This is a genomic window from Pseudoalteromonas sp. S1609 (assembly GCF_005887255.1).
Lineage (GTDB): Bacteria > Pseudomonadota > Gammaproteobacteria > Enterobacterales > Alteromonadaceae > Pseudoalteromonas.
Map to the genome: position 1 here is coordinate 1 of NZ_PNDJ01000045.1, position 18,012 is coordinate 18,012.

An 18,012-nucleotide genomic window follows, 5' to 3' on the forward strand; every position below is an offset into this window, starting at 1 on the left:
ACTTTATTTATTTTATTATTAAATCTTTGAATTTATATGTTGTTTGTTTAATTGATATATGATATTATCTTTAAGATATCAGCTATCAGCTATCAGCTATCAGCTATCAGCTATCAGCTATCAGCTATCAGCTATCAAAATAATAAAGCGAGTAAATTTATGTTACTCGCTTTATTATTTGTAATTAGAAAAGATTTAATAAATGAGAAGAAACGGGCAAGTGCTTACAAAACTATTACGATGGTGAACTCATTCTCAAAGTAAAAGGCTTGTGGTTCGCTGGTAAAGCCATAATCACAAGGCATTATTCATGGAAGGTAGAAAAGGCATAACCTAAAGCTGAAACGAGTTAGCTAAAGCTCCCTATTATCTAATAAGAGCTAAAGCTATCATTGTTAAATAAAATTACAGTTAAATACAACATTTCAAATAGCTAAAGTTCTAAAATAAGCTTTAGCTCATATCAAACACCAATACGAAAACAATAAATACCTTTAGCTAGCTATCTGTCAGAATGGCAAGAAGGGTCTTACTTGGAGTTCTGTAAATAACTGTACTGAAAATAATTGTCTCTAGAGGAGAGGATGATTATTTGGTGGGAATACGCGCACTGTCGTTATATCGTGTGTGGTAGCATCTAGCCTAGAACTAATTCTTGGCTAGGGTATCAAACAGTACGCGCTTGGGAAATATATCAGTGACCATACGGTGATTTCAACTCTTTTTTCTTCAAAAGCCTCTCTACTGATTCTGAAGTTGATTTACTCCAATCAATAAACCAATTAGACTCATTAACAGTTAAGATAATATTCTCTAACTCAGTCTTCGTCACATCATCAAAACAAGAAAGTGCTTCGGCAGCTATTTTATTCTTCATTCTTATAGTCAAATAAGGGCACTTTAAAGAATCAAAAAATAGGTGCGCTAATTCAGAGTCATTAACAACTGTTAGATATTTATCTTTGAATTTTCTAACAATACAGTTAACAACTTTTTCCCTGGTGCTATTAAATGCCCTTTTATTTTGAATATAAAAAAGGCATGTCATTAAGCTAAAATAGTTAGGATTTAAGTTGTTATCATCATCCAAACCAATTATTTTTTCTATATCTTCGCTAAACAACTGATACTTAACATCAATATCCCTTATTGCAATAAGCAGATTCAGACATTCTATATCTTTCATAGTTTTTTTCTTTATGGAAGACCGAATAGAAAGGTATGACTCATCATAAATTTTCTTTTTAATTAGTTCAGTATTCGAACCACCAAGTAGTCCTGATATTCTATTAACAATAATTATAATTTGAGATATTAAATATGTACTTCTCACTCTAAAGTCCATAGAGTGAATAAAAAAAGACAATTCTATAATTATTAAGAGGAAGTTTGTAACCTTTTCGCATTGTTCTAATGAGTCTTTAAAATCAGAAACATGCTCATCAATTTCTGATACTTTAATTCTCGCTAAAGTAAAATAATAACCTGTTATACTTGAGTAAGAAATATCGTTGTTATATACAATGCATTTTATATCAGTAATAATTTGGTTAGCTATTTGATTATACCTATTCATAGGGGCTACAACCCCCTTAGTTCCTTTTTCTTCATCTAGGTAGCTAAATTTAGAAAACAAGTGTTCAATCTGTTTTTTATATTCTTGCTTAGCTATTGAAACGCCAGTAATAAACGGCACCTTAAAAAACTTATTCTTTGACTCGTTACAAAATAGTTTATATTTATCTAACTCATTAATAACTACATCGTATATAGTTTTTCTTATTACTTCATCATTATAGAAAAGAAAATAATCATCAACATACCTTTTAATAACATAATCACTTCCTTCTATTAAGCTGGCTTTTCTAGCTTTTAACTTTTTCTTGACCTCTGAGTCGATAGATTGAAGTAATATTTCTGCAAATATTCTTGAAAACTCAGGCCCAACTACAATTCCATGAGAGTCTCCAAAGTTTGCAATATTCATAGTCTCTTCAAATAACAGTTCGAAACTATGGAAGCCCTTAGCCTTGTGATAGCTTTCAGTATCACGGATAGACCTTGATAGTTGAAAAGTTGAAATAGAAGCAAAACATTTAGCAATATCGAACTTAAATAGATTATCAAACTTTTTTTCAATTCGATGAAATTGGTAAGAGTCATAAAACTTATAAAGAAAGCCTACATCTCTATACTCGTAAAATGTGCTTGCATAAACAGGTTCTTTATCACCATCAATACCTACTCCTTCATCTTTAAATTTTTCGTCAGGTTCCGCATCACTTTTTTTTTCTTTACTATAGTATGAATGAGCGATCTTACTTGGATACCTGAGTGAAAATGAGCTACGAGTACAGAGGTGAGTTATCAGTTGGTTATAATCTTTGTATAACGAGCATATTTTGATTTGAACACTTGGGTGAATTAAATACAAACTTCTTTCAGAATCAGAATCTTTTGTGATCCTGTATACTAATGGCTTTGTATCAACTTCTTCGCCACTAAAAAAATACTTTTTAGAAAGCGGTTCTCTCTTAATGAAGCGTTAGACTTTAAATTTTTATAAAAGCCCTCATTTGTTAAAATGAAGGGCACTTCATAGGGTAATACATCTGTCAATATTGCTCTGTTAAAGTCTCTTTTTTCTAAAGGGATTTTCATATTATTTCTTTTTTTTATGATTTTGGTGTTTCCAACAATGCTTAACGGCAACCATTTCTGTATTTGTTAATTTTAGAAACTTTCTTTCCGTAAACCCCTTTTTAAAGCATAAATTAAGTAATGCTTTTTTTTCATCGAGTGGTATTTTTGCTATTCGCCTACCAAAAAAGTTTCTGCTTTTAGTAAACAGAGACTTTCTTAAAAACTCATTAAACTCCTCAAAAACTCCGACTTTATTGACTAAGCGATTGCTATAGTACACCCCACCTTTCAAAACCCCACTTCTATTCTTACTTCCAGATATAGGGTAATTGCCAGAGAGAACATCTATCCTATTATAAAGTAACTTTCTGTGATGTTGAGCCAAAACCTTATCTGTGAACTTACCTCTGTCCAGAAGAGAATGGATAATTCTTGTCTTTATTTTTCTAATTTTGTCATCTGAAAGTGATACTGAAATCGATCTTTTTTTCTCGTAGCTACGAGCGGAAATTTGATATTTATAACCCAAGTAATCAAAGGAACGGGAAAAGCTATTTAGTTTTGAAATCTCTGGAACATTAAATTTAATAGTTTTATTATTCAAAGTTAAATCAAAGCTCTGTAAAATAGAGCTCAATTCATTAAATACATTTTCACAATCAACAGTTGTAAAAATAAAGATATCATCGACATATCTAACATAGTAATAAACCCCTGAGATCTCTCTAATTTTTGAATCTACTTTCCTCATATATATTTCTGACATGACAGGGCTAACCGCTAAACCTCTTGGGAGCCCATCATTGTTAAGAGTACTTAATTGCTTTAAAAAATTAATTGATTTTGATGATAAAAGCCGATCTGATTTGATTTTATCTAGCACTTTTTCATATGAAATTCTTTCATAAAATGATTTCACATCAGCTTTAATCACACCATAACTCGATGCCGTTTCTAAGATTCGTAAAACTTGCTCAGAAATGTCATCCCTATTAATAGTAACGATACGATACAACCTTTTCATATCCGCAGATATTTTTTTTATACAGTAGTGCTCTTCAGCCCCACCTGCATGAAAAACATCTTTAGAATTAATTTTTTTCTTATGGATATTATTTAAGGTAAAATTTGGGTCGTTTATAGCAATTGAGCATAGCTCAAGATTTGCTTTATATTCGTCTTTGTCTCTACCAAGTTCAAACTTAATTATTTCATTTTTTGTTGTGACTCTAAGTAAGGACTTTGAGGTGAAATCCTGTCTTAGCATGATAGATGCGATACCTGAATTATTTTTATAATTACTGACATAATAGTACTTAAAGAGATTATACTTATTATAAAATACGGGAACAGCTCAAGGTATTGCTTAAAATAGTAGTTAAAGTAAAAAGTAAAAACCTTCTTATTATTTATAGACAACTTTGCAATATGAAAATCTATCTCATCATGATTAGTCATATCTGTGATCAAACTTAAGTTATACTCATGCAAAAGTGATTCATACTTCTCTACATTCGAACCTCCTAATTCATATTCAAGTTCAACCTCTCTAGATATTTTATTAATTTTTATTGCTGAGGCTGTTATTTTTTCATATCGGACGTCAATTTTTGATGATGATATCGCCACAGACAATGCAAGTATTACTATCGAGCAGAATAAGGAAAAAACCCAAGCTTGAATACTTATTGAAGTAAATATTAAAGGGGTTATTTCTTTAACATCAAAAAACTTTTCCCCAATTGATATCATTATCAAAGAAAAAGAAATCGCTGATATAGAGAATAAAGACCACCAAGACTTCCTTGCTAACCTTTTACTTTGATTAAAACGAGCATAAGCAACAATTTTGGTGTCTTTCTTAAATTTTCCATAAAGCTCTTGTATCATCTTACTCCCTTATCTTTTTAATTAAATGATTAGCTATTCATTCCAACAGGATAATGCTTCAGAATAAATGATATATATCAAAAGATAGAATTATCATACCAGAATATTACTACTTCAATAAAAAGATTATCACTCACGAGGGATTTTACTTTAAGGCTTCAATAATTTTACGGTCACAGAATCGTAAAGGTTTAATTATATCGCTACATATGTGCTACATAGAAATTAAATAAGAAGGGAAAATAAATGTAAGCTATTGATTTTACTGGTAGCCCCTGCAGGAATCGAACCTGCAACTGCCCCTTAGGAGGGGGCCGTTATATCCATTTAACTAAGAGGCCACATCGAGCTTACAGCTTACAGCTTACAGCTTACAGCTTACAGCTTACAGCTTACAGCTTACAGCTTACAGCTTACAGCTTACAGCTTACAGCTTACAAAAATTATAACGGTATCTGGTTTTTTATATCAAGTATCAAAGTAAGTTAATTGCTTGATAAATATATATCTTCTTTATTTAATACGTAAAGCGGTATAAATGTTCGACTGCTGGCTGCAAGGCGTTTATTTTCAATATTTATCACGCGAGCGTTAATAACAACCCCATCTGCACGGTAAATTAATGTACCCGATAAAACATGGCTGGCTATATTCGTACCTGCAAGCTTGCGAGTGTTTCGGGTGAATGCAAAGTCGCCTTGTTCATTAACGGTAATTAAATTGGCTGTTTTAAAATCAACCGCGCTATAACCAAACTTTTGTAGCTGGTGTATAAAGGTTTCTGATAACTGATTACCTAACTGGCTTGCTGTAGTTAAACTTGCGTCTAAATCAACGAACGACGTGACTGCAATCGCTGCATCTTGCGGGGCTACTTGCATGGTGTCGGTTAAATCAAGTGCCATTTGCTCTACGTAGTTAACTAAACTTTTATGGTGCTTGTTTGGGTTAAACTGCGTTGTATCGGCGTATTGTTCTTGCTCGTCATTTTGCTGCATTTGCGCCATGATCTGGTTAAAATCAAGATTGCTTACCACTGTTTGCTCTGGCTCAGATTTGGCGGGCTCGGTCGCGGTCGACTCGCCCATTAAATTACAGCCTGAAAGTAATAGTGATAATGCACTTATACCAATTAAAGCAGAGCGCTTAACTAAGTTAACCATGGTAAACCTCACTTACTCGCTTGTTTAAGCATAATGCCATCAGCACTGTTACTGCTATTTAGCGCATCAATAACTGATTGCGGAATAAAGCCCTGTGCAGAGCCTACAACCGCTTTACTCGCTAAACCAACAATTCGTGCATTTACTAATATGCCGCCTTGGTGATTTACTAGCGTACCCGCTAATACGTAACTAAAGTTTTGTTCTTGGTTAAGCTCTAAGTAGTCGCGGCTAAAAACAAAATCGCCACCAGGGGTTACACGCATATAATCGGTGGTTTTAAAATCAATGACCGGCACACCAAAATTATGCAGTTCGTGCATAAAGCTCTCTGCTATTTGGTTACCTACTAAGTCAGCATTGTTGTAGTCACGGTCTAAAAAAACAAAGCTTGATACTGCCAATGGCGTTTTAGTATTTACGTACTGTAAGTTTTCAGCCATATCTTGCATGATGCCACGCACATAGTGATTAATATTTTTACGGGTTGGCGTATTTACTTGTTTGTTTTTATTCATCACTGCGGCTTTATTTTGATAAAGCGAATCTGTATTTGTTGGTGCAGCTACAGGGCGTTGCTCAAAAAACATAGGCGCATCGTCGGTAATTTGCGTGTCACTATGGTTTGTCATTTGTGAACAACCAAAGCCCAGTGGCAAACATAAAGTTAATAGTAGGCGTTTCATGTGTGCTCCTAATTAATATTCACTGCGGTAAATATAGTCACCGCGCTGCTGTATTTTTTCATTACTCCACATCACATTGATGGGAATTTCAGTACTTGCGGCAGATACAATCTGATTAGTTTGCATATTTACCATGCGAGCATTAACAATATAAGCATGTTCTTGACGGGTTAAAGTACCAGTGATCACAAAGTCAATAATCTGACGCTGCTTTAAGTTACTGGTGCTGCGGCTTAACACTGAATCAGCGCTCGCTGATAAGTTAAGCTGGTTTTCAAGCCGATATTCAACCGTGTTGTACCCTAACTGAGTAAATTGGGTTATTAAGCTTTCTTGAACTTGCTGACTAAGCCCTGAACCCTGCCCTTGAGCAATTTGTGAATCCAAAGCATTGGCTAAATAAAAGCTGCTGACCGCGATTGAAGCGGTGCTTTTAAAAGGCTCTTTGATATGGCTAAGCTGGGCGCTCAAGCTATTTACGTACTGGTTAAGCGTATAAGGTGCCATGACCGCTTTAGGCGCATCAGTGCTTATACTCGGCTTTGGCTGGGGTGTTAAGCTACAGCCCGCTAAATTTAATAATAGTAAGGGTAACAAAAGGCGCATAGTTGCCATCCTCTAAAAACATAATAGTTACAAAGCAATTATTATGCCTAATACCCTAGATGCATATTTATTTTAATGGCTGTTGGGTGTAATGGCTCACAATGCAATTGATTTGGCGCTGTTTAAGTTTATCGCAATCGGCAGCGGCATTCGCTTGATTTTGATAAGCCCCAAGCTTTAAACGGTAATAAGTCATGCCACTCACGTTAATAGTTTCTACATTAGCCACAAATTCGCCCTGAAATAACGAAGATGCACTGGCTTTTATTTGATTTAAACTTTGGCTAAGTCGCTCTTTGTCGGTAACGGCTGCAACTTGCAAGGCAAATAAGGCTTTAACGGCTTGTTTTTCGTCAGTTGTATTCGTTGCTACTTTAGCTTTTTGTGCAACTTTTGTGGGTGCTACCGTTTCAGCCGAAGCTTTAGCTGTTGATACTGCAGGCGTATTTGTTGATGCAGAGCCTTGTTTTGCCACTGCATTTAATTGGCTTATTAATAACTTTAAGTCTTGTTCAATCACTAATAAACGTTCAACACCTGCTTTGGCTGCTTGCCACTGCTGAGACGATGCTTTTAGCTGCGCCAACTCTTCCTCAGAAAGATTGGCACTCGCTTGCATTGGCTGAGGAGATTCTGCAGTTTTGGTGGTGCTGCATCCTGATATAAAAAGAGCAGCAATACAGGCAATTAGTATTGAGTAGCGTTTATATAAATTAGCATATTGCATGGTTAAACCTTATTGTTATTAGTGGCTAATAAGTTGTGCTTGGACTTGGCAGTTCAAGCCTTTTACTTTTAATTCTGCACATACTTGTTCAAGCTCCCCTTGCGCAGACTCGGCATAAGCGACGGCTAAAATATACCGTTTTTGTTTTTCGTCTTTAATATAAAAAGCATCACGCTTTGATTGCTCATTTAAATGACGTTTAATTAATTGATAATACGCTTTCATAATTGGTAATGATGAAAACCCGCCCGCATTAGCAATATACGCTGGAGTTTTTGTTTTTTCTTTAAGCTCAAAGTCAACGCCCATTACTACTTCACCTTGCGCTGGTAACTTAACCACCACCTGTTGCGTATCTTTTAAAGACTTACGTTGCTTAAATTCATCATCTATAACCGCTTTATATTCGCCAGGGCGTAAATCGGTAAACAAATAATAACCATCATAAGCAGCCTGCGTTTGTGCCACTTGCTTGCCTTGTTTGTCGAGTAATTTTACGGTAGCAAAAGGCTGTACTTCAGTGCTGCCTTGCTCATCTTGTTTGTAAACAGTTCCCTCTAATTCACTGCTGTTATTAAGCGGGATCTCCATATATTCAACAAAACCGGCACGAGGTGTAATTGAAAAGCCATCGTTGGCGGCAACTAAAAAAGGCTCACTAATACTACCTGGCTCTATCACTATGTCGGTGGTTCTATTTGCTGGCATTCCTTTAAGTATTGCTAAACCATTTTCGTTGGTTACAGCTCGGCGATAGTTTTGAACTCCTTTTACCTTAACGCCTTCAATTCCCTTTTCTCCGTCATCTTGAATATTGTTATTATTTGAATCAAGAAAGACTCTAACCATTAAAGTGCCAGAGTTTGCGAGGCTTCTTTTACTTAAAAAGTACTCGTCAGTGTTCGCATCAAAACCAATACTAAAGCGACTAAATAAACCTAGCCGCCAGTTATCATCATCGTCGTAACTCATTGTGCTATTTAAGCTAAAACTATCGCTTTGCCAATTTAGACCCAGTTCCATAGAAACTAAATCATTTATACGGGAGTTTCTTAGTGTGAATTCAGATTGTAAATTCTGAGATAAACTACGGCTTAATTCTGCTTGGTAGCCCAGTATAGTCGAACCGGAGTCTGCGCTATAGTCAACACTAAAACGAGTGTATGTTTTACCAAATCGATGTTGAAGACGCATGCTGCCAAGTGTTGTTGCATCATCTAAAGAATCAAATTTTCGCCAAATTAAGTTGTTACTAACAACGGTCCCACCTAAATTATACGATAAGGTATTATCAACACTTAGATATGAGTCGCTAAATTCTCTGCTGTTATATGCGAGCGTATTTTGATAGCTTAAGCTTCCAAACGATTTATCAAACAACTTTCCTGCCGTATATAATTGATAACTTTCAACTTTCGCTGTCTGCGAATCATCAGTTATCTTTTCATTGTTTTGAGACAGGCTTAACCGTACCGATTGACCAATTAACTCACCTCTAGCAGCTACCTCTAGCTTATCTTCATCGTTATTATTTTTTTCATAATCTAGATTAAGTAATACTTTATCAAATATACTTAGGTTCGAACCAAAAGCATAATTGTTAACATTATCACTCGAATTACTATTTAATATTGATGTACCAGCATAAACCGATAAATAATCAGTTATTCCCGTTTCATAACGGCCTGCTAGCTGCCAACCTTTACCTTGTGTCGAATAAAGTGACTGATTGAATAACTGTTCACCTTGCTCAGTAATTGACAACTCATAAAACGATTCATCTGCTGATAAACTATTACCATCTATAAAGTATTGCTCTGTTTTTCGCTCTACTTGCCCTTGTGGACCATAAAAAATCAGCTCAAAATTATTAGCGCCAAACAATAAATTAATATCTTCAAATAAATAACGCCCATCAGCTAAACTAAACTGCTGCGCTAGCAGTACATCATTACGGTATAACTCAACATCCCACCCTGGTTGAATAGCACCCGTTAAATTAATTTGATTACTATTAACCTGTTTAAAAAGTGGTTTGTTATCAACTTTTATTCCTCTGGCGTAACTACTATTAAATTGTTTACCGATTTGAGTTGCTAATACATCTCCAAATTGAACAGTTGTCGCATTTAAGGGACCTAATAACCGTGCATCTTTACTTTGACGGCTAAATGATAATCTTGAATCTGATAGTAAATCTTGTTTTCGCCCTGCAAAAAAATACTGAGCATTAAAATAGGCTAAGTCATTTGACCCTAATACAGAGTACCCTATCGCTGAATCCCTATTACTCTTGGTTGCACTAAGCTGCACATCAGCAAGAGGAGATGAAATTGCACTGTATGGACTGGCCTTCCAAGGTAATATTGCTTGCCGTGACTCTCTATTAGTTACAGTTTCTCGCTGCTCTCTTTCGCGTTTTAATTCTATAGGCAATTTGGTGGGGGAGCTTACATTTAGCTCAAGTGCTGAATATTCAATATCAATATCTAACGAAAACCACTGCGCTAGCAAGTTACTATCAACAAACATATCGCCGTTATCAGCATAAGCTTGTTGGCTGTTAAATGAATATCTAGCGCCGTTAATTTGTACTGTATTTGTATTTAGGTCTAGATAAAACTGATTATCTTCACGAATAAACCAGCCTTGAGCAATAAGGTCATCGCTATTTATATCTATAGCAAAATCCAGGCTTTCTGAAAAACTTAATAAATCTATTAATACACCGGTTTTACTTTTCACCCCGAGCATTTCACCTAGGTAATTTTTTTTCACGAACGATGAAAAAAATAATAACTCCCCTTCGGGGATGCCCTCACCTTGCTGCACATTAAGCTCAGGCTCTGTTCTTTCATTTACAGCTTGATCAGTGTTGTATTGCTGCCATTTTTTATCTATTTTTTTTATGCTAGCAAGAATGGCCTGAGTGTCAGGCTCTGCTGCTAATAAGGGGTCAATTGATAAAAAAATGATCAACAACCACTTTAAACGCTTAAAGTAATACATCGCCTATTTCAAATTACCGATAATTGCATTATTAATTGGCGCAACCTTTTCACTAAAAATAGTATCGCGATATTCTTTAAGCCCTGTATAAATGACCCGAATTTCGCCATCTTTCGGGATGTTTTGGTCTACAAAAATTGGTATCGTCGCCGTTGTTGTTTTTAGCTCAGGGTAAATACTAAAATCGTTTAACATAGCGATCTTTTTCTCTGTATCCGTTCCTTTTTGCTTAAAGAAAACTTCTAACTTGCCAAAAGAGCTAAAGCCCCCTTCTCGCTTAATTTCAATCTCAAGCGCTTTTTTTTCTGGACTGTGTATAAGCTGTAAATTGCTAATATTAACATTAGGTATTTCAGCGCCTTTACGCAAAATAACAGGAATAGTGTAACTTAATAGTAATTTCAAATTAATACCAAGTCTCTGTTGCTGGATTTGAGTTTCATTAGGGAGTGCTTTAAATGCTAGGTGAGATCGGTATTCCTGTTCTAGTAAACCTTTTGGCTTTCGAATAGCAAGCTTAACAATCTGCCTTTCTCCTGGCGCTAATCTAACTTGCGATGGGCTAATCCTAACCATATTTTTAAGTGAAGATGAACTTTCTTGATCAGCCGCTAAATTAGCATACCCTCCGCCAGCTAGTGCAACTTTGTCTTGCCACTCCAATCTATAAGTTTTTGCTTCATTAGAGTTATTAACAACAATGACTTTAGCAACACGCTGACGCTCATCAAAATTTACTCTTGTTGGGGAAATAAGTAAGTTTGCATAAGAATGGAAGCTAGTTAAGATAAAGCTTACTAAGATAAAAAAAGTTTTTATTATTGTCATTTTATCAACATCTCTAGTTGTCTAATAATTTAGCGTCACTTCAATTGTAGTATCAAAGATACCATCTTTATAAGTATTTCCGTCACCTGAGGTACTTAATTGCCCTCCTACTCTCAATAAAGCAGTTCCTGTGGTATCGGTTGTAATGGTCGCATTATAAATGAGTTGATTTAAAATCAGTGGCGCGCCACCAAAAATGTTATTTAGGGGCTGATCACTTACAAAGTCACTCACGTTTACCTGGATACGTGCAGGATATCCTTCAAGCAACAATTCGGCTGCATGGCCTTTTTCAAGTAAATATATCTTATTGGTTAAAGTATTTGTGTTACTGGGCAACAAGGTCATAGAGCTAACACTTTGGTTATCACTGATAACAATTTTACCAAAATTCAATTGCTCAAGCGGTGTAACTTGTGCGTATAAATCAGTAGTTAAAAAAGCTGCTAGTATGAGTAAAATTAATTTCATAAAGTAGCCTGCTTTATACAATAAAGCAGGCTTTGCCCATTAGTAATTTAATTCTAATGTAAACGTGCCACTGTATGATCCATCGATATAATCACTAGTTGCAGTAACCGCTGTTGTGGTTAATGTTGCACCAAAATTAAAAGTTGCTTCGCCAGCTGAATCGACCTGAATGGTCGTTGTAGCTGCACTGTTAGGCGTCGCACCAGTTAACACATAATACGTTGGAGTGCCCAAAGTAAATGCAGCAGTGCCCGCAGGTGCTGTATCAGGCGCAATCGCAGTTTCAGTCGGATTTGTAATGGTCAATGTACCAAAAGGAGACACACCTGAAATTGAGAATGAGGCTGGTGTACCTGCTACTAAAATTGCAATTTCAGCTGCGGTTGCATCTGTAGAAGCCGTTGTAGGAGCAGTAGCAGGGTTTGCGGCTAATACTAATGTTGCAGTCTCCGTCCCAGTTAAATCACCTGAAGCCCTGATTGTACCAAAATCTAGTGGTGCATCATTCGTAAAGGTGAATGCGTTTTGAACTGTAACACCCGCTTGAAAAGAAGCAGTTTCTGCAGCCGCACCGAAAGAAAGAACAGTCATTGATGCAGCTAACGCTGCTTTAGTAAATATTTTGTTCATAGTTTTCCCTTAGACATAAAGTATAAACCTGTTAGTCAGGTTATGTTAAGTATCGGCCAAAATCACTAAAAAGTTAGAAAATATTTACTTTATTTTGATTTATAATAACAGGATGAAAAAATAAGCGTAAAAAAACCTTAAACATCCTCTGAAAATGTCGCTAGGGTACACTTATTACCTATTTTGTAAAAAAACAAACACAACTGCGCCGCTTGCTGTTGATTTTTCAGCGGGCCTGCTACAACACTATAAAACGTTGTTGATTCCTTTTGTTGCTCATTAATGCGGTATTGTAAAATACTGTTTAACTGAGGGTATTGCTCTTTTAGTCGCTGTACTTGCCTTTTGGCTCCGTTAAAAACTAAATAACGTCCAATTTGTACACCGTAAATTGCTTTGTTTGTATTGATAGTGTTATCGGCTAAGGCAGTTTCTGAGGAGAGTTGTAAAGATTGCTTAGAGCCATATTCAACACGTTTTACCTTCTCTTTCAATGGCTCAGGTACGGTATCAATATCTGTTTGTGCAGAAAGAGCTTGAATCAGTAATGATAAGTCCTCTTCCATGGTGCTTAAACGCGCTATCTGCTCTTTGTTGTTATCCCATTGCTCTAAGTAAGGTTTTATATCTTTTTCACGCACAAGCTTGTCGCTTTGTGAGTCGGCGGGCATTAGCTGGTTGCTACAACCAGCTAATGCAAATGGTATTAGTAATATTATTAAACGAAGTTTCACTTTAAAGCACCTATTACAAAAAACGAGCTCTAGCTATTATGCAATAAAAGCGCCAAATAAATAATTTATAATCTAATTGGTTTGTCAGTGTAGTTACTCACAAAGCAATCAACTTTATAGAATTTAAATACCTCACAATCATCCTCAGCACTTTTAAAGTTAAAATACTCACCTAATTTTAATCGATAATAGGTTTTGTTATTAACTTTTGCTTTTTCAATGTTTGTCGTGATTTTATCCTTAAACAAAGGCGCTGCTTTTTTGTTAATGTGCTTCCACTCTTTAGCAACACTTTCTTCTGAATCAAGGGACGCTACCTGTAAGGCAAATACTTTTTTGTTTTTATCTACCATTGCCACTTTTGTTGCCATCGATATTTTAGAGGCAATCTTTTTGTTCACCCTAGAACTAATCGCTTTCACTGGCGAGCGAACAGTTCGTTTACTGTAGCTTTTTGAAGGAGCTGTAATTATTTTTGTAGGAACACTAGCATAGCGGCTGCTATATCGCTGATTTTTTAGAGCGTTCCTACCAGTCGGTTTTACATAACGGTTACTATATCTTTGTCTCGGTCGTTCAACGTTATCTGAGGTGCTTGCGTAGTTATTACCATGCCTGAGGTCTGGCGAGGTATTAGCCTTAATTGATGAGCGAGCATAGCGATTGCTAACAGCTTGGTTAGATTTCGCTATTGCTTTACTGTTAATAATATCTAAATTATCAACTAAATATGTAAGCTCACGTTCTAACTTTAATAGTCTCTCTATACCAGAACGTGCTTGTTGCCATTGCAAAGCGGCATCTTTTAGCTGTGCAAGTTCAACTGCGGTGATAGTTACATATTCGGGTAAATCTCTAACCCTTTCATTTGATGAGGTTTTATCAGGCGATATCGTACAGCCACTCCCTATTAACATAAGTAAAGCTATAACTAAATATCGGTGATACTTTACGCTGTATTCACACATTGATTGTTTCTCTTTCAACAGTTTCGACCGCTAAGTTGAGCCAATTTACAATTGGCCCAATAAAGCACGTTAACTACAAAACAACTTTAGTTAACATAAAGGTTACATTACAAACCCAGATCTGTCTGTATAACTGCAAAAATAGTTATAATTAAATGTCTGTAAAAGCGATTTTACAATCAAAAAAAGCGCCATGTAGGCGCTTTGAATAATGATAAGTTTATTTAAATTAATGTTTTAATAAAGGTTTTAAGCTCATCAGCAAATTCATCACGGCGCAAAGCAAATTCTATTGTCGCCTTCAAATAACCAACTTTACTACCACAGTCATGGCTTCGGCCTTTAATAGCATAAGCGTCTACTTTTTCATCTTGCATAAGCATCGCAATTGCATCAGTCAGCTGAATCTCATCACCTGCACCTTGTGGTGTTTTAGCTAATAATGGCCAAATATTTTTACTCAACACGTAACGACCAACCACAGCAAGGTTTGAAGGTGCCTCGTCAACAGGTGGTTTTTCTACCATGCTCTTAATGGGTGAGCTCTCACCTTGGTTTAACTCAACATCACCTAAATCAACAACACCAAATTTATCTACTTGATCTTTAGGTACTGGCTCAACCATAATTTGGCTGTGTTTACTTTGCTCAAAACGAGTGATCATTTCCGCTAAATTATCTTTTGTTAAATCACTTTCCACTTCATCGATAATAACGTCGGGTAAAATAACTACAAAAGGTTCATCCCCTATAATAGGGGCTGCACAGTTAATAGCGTGACCTAACCCTTTCGCCTCACCTTGACGCACATGAATAATCGTCACGTCCTTAGGGCAAATAGACTGTATTTCGGCAAGTAATTGCCGCTTTACACGTTTCTCTAACGTTGCCTCAAGCTCAAAGCTAGTATCGAAATGGTTTTCAATTGAGTTTTTACTCGAATGCGTTACTAACACTATCTCTTTAATGCCAGCGGCAACGGCTTCGCTAACAACGTATTGAATAAGTGGACGGTCTACAACTGGCAGCATTTCTTTTGGAATTGCTTTAGTGGCCGGCAACATTCGTGTTCCAAGGCCCGCTACAGGGATCACTGCTTTCATTATGCTCTCCTTATTTTTTAAACTGAAAATGGGTACTGAATCGCTTCATGGCATTGATAGCCAACCACCTCAAAGTCATCACGTGTTACCCATGTTTCAATGTCTTCGAGTGACTTAATCTCTGGGTTGATTTTTAATTGGGGAGAAGCAAATGGCTCACGCTTTAATTGCACATCTCGCATTAAATCGAGCTGATTTTCATAAATATGGGCATTGGTGATTTTATGGTATGCCTTACCCGCTTTATGGCCGGTAATTTGCGCAACTAACGCAAGTAATACAAAACATTGAATTTGGTTAAAATTAAGTCCTAGTGGAACATCACAACTGCGTTGATATGAGGTTAAATACAGAGTATCACCTAATAACGAAAAGGTATGTGTATGCATGCATGGGCGCAAGCAACCAAGTTCAAACTCACCGGGGTTATAAAATGTAATAATTTCGCCGCGATCATCTATGCCACTTTTTAAATTATTGATGACCTTTGCCAGTTGATCCAGTGTTGAACCATCAGGGCGTTGCCAGCCACGACCTTGAACGCCGTAAACGCGCCCCATATCGTCCTCACCTTTACGGTTAGGGTTATTGAGCCAAGCATTATTTTCATTGGCATTAGCATCCCATGTTTTACAGCCTATATTACGAAACTGCTCAGCACTGTCGTACCCTCTTAAATACCCTAACAACTCAGCAATAGCCGCTTTGTAATAGCTCTTTCGAGTAGTGATCATAGGAAACTGATTATTCGCCACATCGTATTCTAAATCAGCGTTTATAACCGTTAAACAACGTGTACCGGTGCGTTTATTTTCAACCCACTGTCCTTGGTCAACAATACGCTGACATAATTCTAAATATTGTTTCATCTAACTTCTTCTTTTAAACTTTTGACGCTGTTTGCGATTGTGGTTGTTTATAGGCCCAAATAAGTAAGCCTAACCCGCCAATGATCATAGGTAACGATAGGATTTGCCCCATTGAAATGAAGTCGGCAAATAACCCCAGTTGTGCATCTGGTTGGCGAAAATACTCAATACCAAACCTAAATACGCCGTAACCTAGTAAAAACAAACCCGACACACTTCCCGCAGGACGAGGACGCTTTATAAACCACAATAATATGACAAACAATACCAGCCCTTCAAAAAAAGCTTCATAAAGTTGTGATGGGTGGCGTGCAAGCGGGCCTCCAGTTGGAAATACCATTGCCCAAGGAACATCGGTAGTACGACCCCATAATTCGCCGTTAATAAAGTTACCTATACGCCCAGCAAGTAAACCAACAGGCACTAAAGGTGCTACAAAATCACCAACTTGCAATAACGACTTTTTACGCTTGTAAGCAAAAATAGCAATCGCAGTGATCACCCCCAGTGTGCCGCCATGAAACGACATGCCACCTTGATCGATTCTAAATAAATACAAGGGGTTTTCAATGAAGTAACTAAATTGATAAAACAGAACATATCCAACACGCCCACCTAATATAACGCCCAGCATGCCGTAAAAGAGTAAATCACTGACTTCGTCTTTAGTCCAACCCGACCCTGGTTTCTTCGCTTGACGATTAGCAAACCACATCGCAAACGCAAAACCAATTAAGTACATTAGCCCATACCAACGAACGCTAAGTGGTCCAACAGAAAATATTATTGGATCAATTTGAGGAAACTCCAGTGCCATAAAAATAAACCTTTAGCTAAAAACCATTTTAATAGCGATGAAAACCAGTAACATCGCGAAAACTTTCTTAATTGTATTCACAGGTAAGTAATGTGTTGCCTTAGCCCCTATAGGCGCTATAAACCATGAGGTAATAACAATCCCAAATAAAGCGGGTAAATATACAAACCCCATAAAACCATGCGTTAAGTCCGTTACATACCAACCAGCGCTGATGTAACCGATAGAGCCAAAAAAGGCAATTACAATACCACATGCAGCAGCGCAACCAATTGCCTTTTTAATATCAACCGAAAAATAATGCAACATAGGCACAAGTAATGCACCGCCACCAATGCCAATTAACCCAGACAGTGAGCCCATTACCGCACTAATACCTCCCAGTACGGGGCCTGCAGGTAAAGGGTGTTCTGCGTTCACTTTATTTCGAGCAGAAAGTACCATTCTCATCGCAATAAAAACCACACTGACCGCAAACACCGTTCTTAACATTTTCTCAGGGATAAAGCTGGCAGCAAAGCCACTAATTAATGCGCCAACGGCCACGCCCGACATAACCCAAGGTGCAATTTCCCAAGGCACATTATCATTTTTATGATGAGCTAACGCTGAAGAAGTGGAAGTAAATAAAATAGAGGCTAACGATGTTGCAATAGCGATAACTAACACATGATCGGCAGCGGCCACGTCAAAACTAAGTAACAAACTACTTAGCACTGGCACAATAATTAAACCACCGCCTATGCCTAGTAGCCCTGCTAAAAAACCAACAATGCAACCTAACAGCGCACAACTTGCAACTAGAAGTCCTAGTTCATACATAGTTATCTCTAATACATTTAATTATATGTATATTTTAATTGATTAT

17 protein-coding genes and 1 tRNA gene are annotated in these 18,012 nt (G+C 36.7%); all 18 read right to left on the minus strand.

Features of this window, described 5'->3' with window-relative positions; all coding sequences use genetic code 11:
- Window positions 1-694 precede the first annotated feature (694 nt).
- Window positions 695-2,539 carry an antiviral reverse transcriptase Drt3b gene (drt3b, locus tag CWB76_RS12780; protein WP_349304272.1) on the minus strand — a complete coding sequence of 615 codons (1,845 nt, stop codon included), beginning with the start codon at window positions 2,537-2,539 and terminating at the stop codon, window positions 695-697.
- A 123-nt stretch (window positions 2,540-2,662) separates the two neighbouring features.
- A complete protein-coding gene (gene drt3a, locus CWB76_RS12785; RefSeq protein ID WP_138608112.1) occupies window positions 2,663-3,910 on the minus strand; it encodes an antiviral reverse transcriptase Drt3a in 1,248 nt (415 codons plus the stop codon).
- Complete coding sequence (locus CWB76_RS12790) at window positions 3,904-4,533, minus strand: SLATT domain-containing protein (RefSeq protein ID WP_138608114.1); 630 nt, start codon at window positions 4,531-4,533, stop codon at window positions 3,904-3,906. Before CWB76_RS12790 ends, drt3a begins: the two co-directional genes overlap by 7 nt.
- Window positions 4,534-4,799: 266 nt before the next feature.
- A tRNA-Arg gene (locus tag CWB76_RS12795) sits at window positions 4,800-4,874 on the minus strand.
- Window positions 4,875-5,018: 144 nt separating this feature from the next.
- On the minus strand, window positions 5,019-5,696 hold the full coding sequence (locus CWB76_RS12800; protein WP_138608116.1) for a FlgO family outer membrane protein: 678 nt from the start codon (window positions 5,694-5,696) through the stop codon (window positions 5,019-5,021).
- Between the two features lie 8 nt (window positions 5,697-5,704).
- Window positions 5,705-6,382, minus strand: coding sequence for a FlgO family outer membrane protein (locus CWB76_RS12805; RefSeq protein WP_008466541.1), 678 nt, complete (start codon window positions 6,380-6,382; stop codon window positions 5,705-5,707).
- Window positions 6,383-6,394: 12 nt separating this feature from the next.
- Complete coding sequence (locus CWB76_RS12810; RefSeq protein WP_138608118.1) at window positions 6,395-6,988, minus strand: FlgO family outer membrane protein; 594 nt, start codon at window positions 6,986-6,988, stop codon at window positions 6,395-6,397.
- 67 nt (window positions 6,989-7,055) lie between these two features.
- The gene (locus CWB76_RS12815; protein ID WP_138608120.1) at window positions 7,056-7,715 is read right to left on the minus strand and encodes an SPOR domain-containing protein; all 660 of its coding nucleotides are present in this window, start codon (window positions 7,713-7,715) and stop codon (window positions 7,056-7,058) included.
- A gap of 18 nt (window positions 7,716-7,733) precedes the next feature.
- The gene (locus tag CWB76_RS12820) at window positions 7,734-10,694 is read right to left on the minus strand and encodes a carboxypeptidase-like regulatory domain-containing protein (RefSeq protein WP_249363178.1); all 2,961 of its coding nucleotides are present in this window, start codon (window positions 10,692-10,694) and stop codon (window positions 7,734-7,736) included.
- Between the two features lie 33 nt (window positions 10,695-10,727).
- Window positions 10,728-11,552 (minus strand): fimbrial biogenesis chaperone, encoded by an 825-nt coding sequence (locus CWB76_RS12825; protein ID WP_138608124.1) that lies wholly within the window; start codon window positions 11,550-11,552, stop codon window positions 10,728-10,730.
- A gap of 21 nt (window positions 11,553-11,573) precedes the next feature.
- A complete protein-coding gene (locus tag CWB76_RS12830; RefSeq protein WP_138608126.1) occupies window positions 11,574-12,023 on the minus strand; it encodes a DUF4402 domain-containing protein in 450 nt (149 codons plus the stop codon).
- A 39-nt stretch (window positions 12,024-12,062) separates the two neighbouring features.
- Complete coding sequence (locus CWB76_RS12835; RefSeq protein WP_138608128.1) at window positions 12,063-12,653, minus strand: DUF4402 domain-containing protein; 591 nt, start codon at window positions 12,651-12,653, stop codon at window positions 12,063-12,065.
- Window positions 12,654-12,790: 137 nt separating this feature from the next.
- Window positions 12,791-13,387 carry an SPOR domain-containing protein gene (locus CWB76_RS12840; RefSeq protein WP_138608130.1) on the minus strand — a complete coding sequence of 199 codons (597 nt, stop codon included), beginning with the start codon at window positions 13,385-13,387 and terminating at the stop codon, window positions 12,791-12,793.
- Window positions 13,388-13,452: 65 nt separating this feature from the next.
- On the minus strand, window positions 13,453-14,304 hold the full coding sequence (locus CWB76_RS12845; RefSeq protein ID WP_138608131.1) for an SPOR domain-containing protein: 852 nt from the start codon (window positions 14,302-14,304) through the stop codon (window positions 13,453-13,455).
- A gap of 275 nt (window positions 14,305-14,579) precedes the next feature.
- Window positions 14,580-15,458: a UTP--glucose-1-phosphate uridylyltransferase GalU gene (gene galU / locus CWB76_RS12850; RefSeq protein ID WP_138608132.1), complete on the minus strand. Its 879-nt coding sequence runs from the start codon at window positions 15,456-15,458 to the stop codon at window positions 14,580-14,582.
- A gap of 17 nt (window positions 15,459-15,475) precedes the next feature.
- The gene (locus CWB76_RS12855; protein ID WP_138608133.1) at window positions 15,476-16,327 is read right to left on the minus strand and encodes a thymidylate synthase; all 852 of its coding nucleotides are present in this window, start codon (window positions 16,325-16,327) and stop codon (window positions 15,476-15,478) included.
- Window positions 16,328-16,340: 13 nt separating this feature from the next.
- On the minus strand, window positions 16,341-17,144 hold the full coding sequence (gene lgt / locus CWB76_RS12860; protein ID WP_138608134.1) for a prolipoprotein diacylglyceryl transferase: 804 nt from the start codon (window positions 17,142-17,144) through the stop codon (window positions 16,341-16,343).
- 12 nt (window positions 17,145-17,156) lie between these two features.
- A complete protein-coding gene (locus CWB76_RS12865; protein ID WP_138608136.1) occupies window positions 17,157-17,966 on the minus strand; it encodes a sulfite exporter TauE/SafE family protein in 810 nt (269 codons plus the stop codon).
- Between the last annotated feature and the right edge of the window lie 46 nt (window positions 17,967-18,012).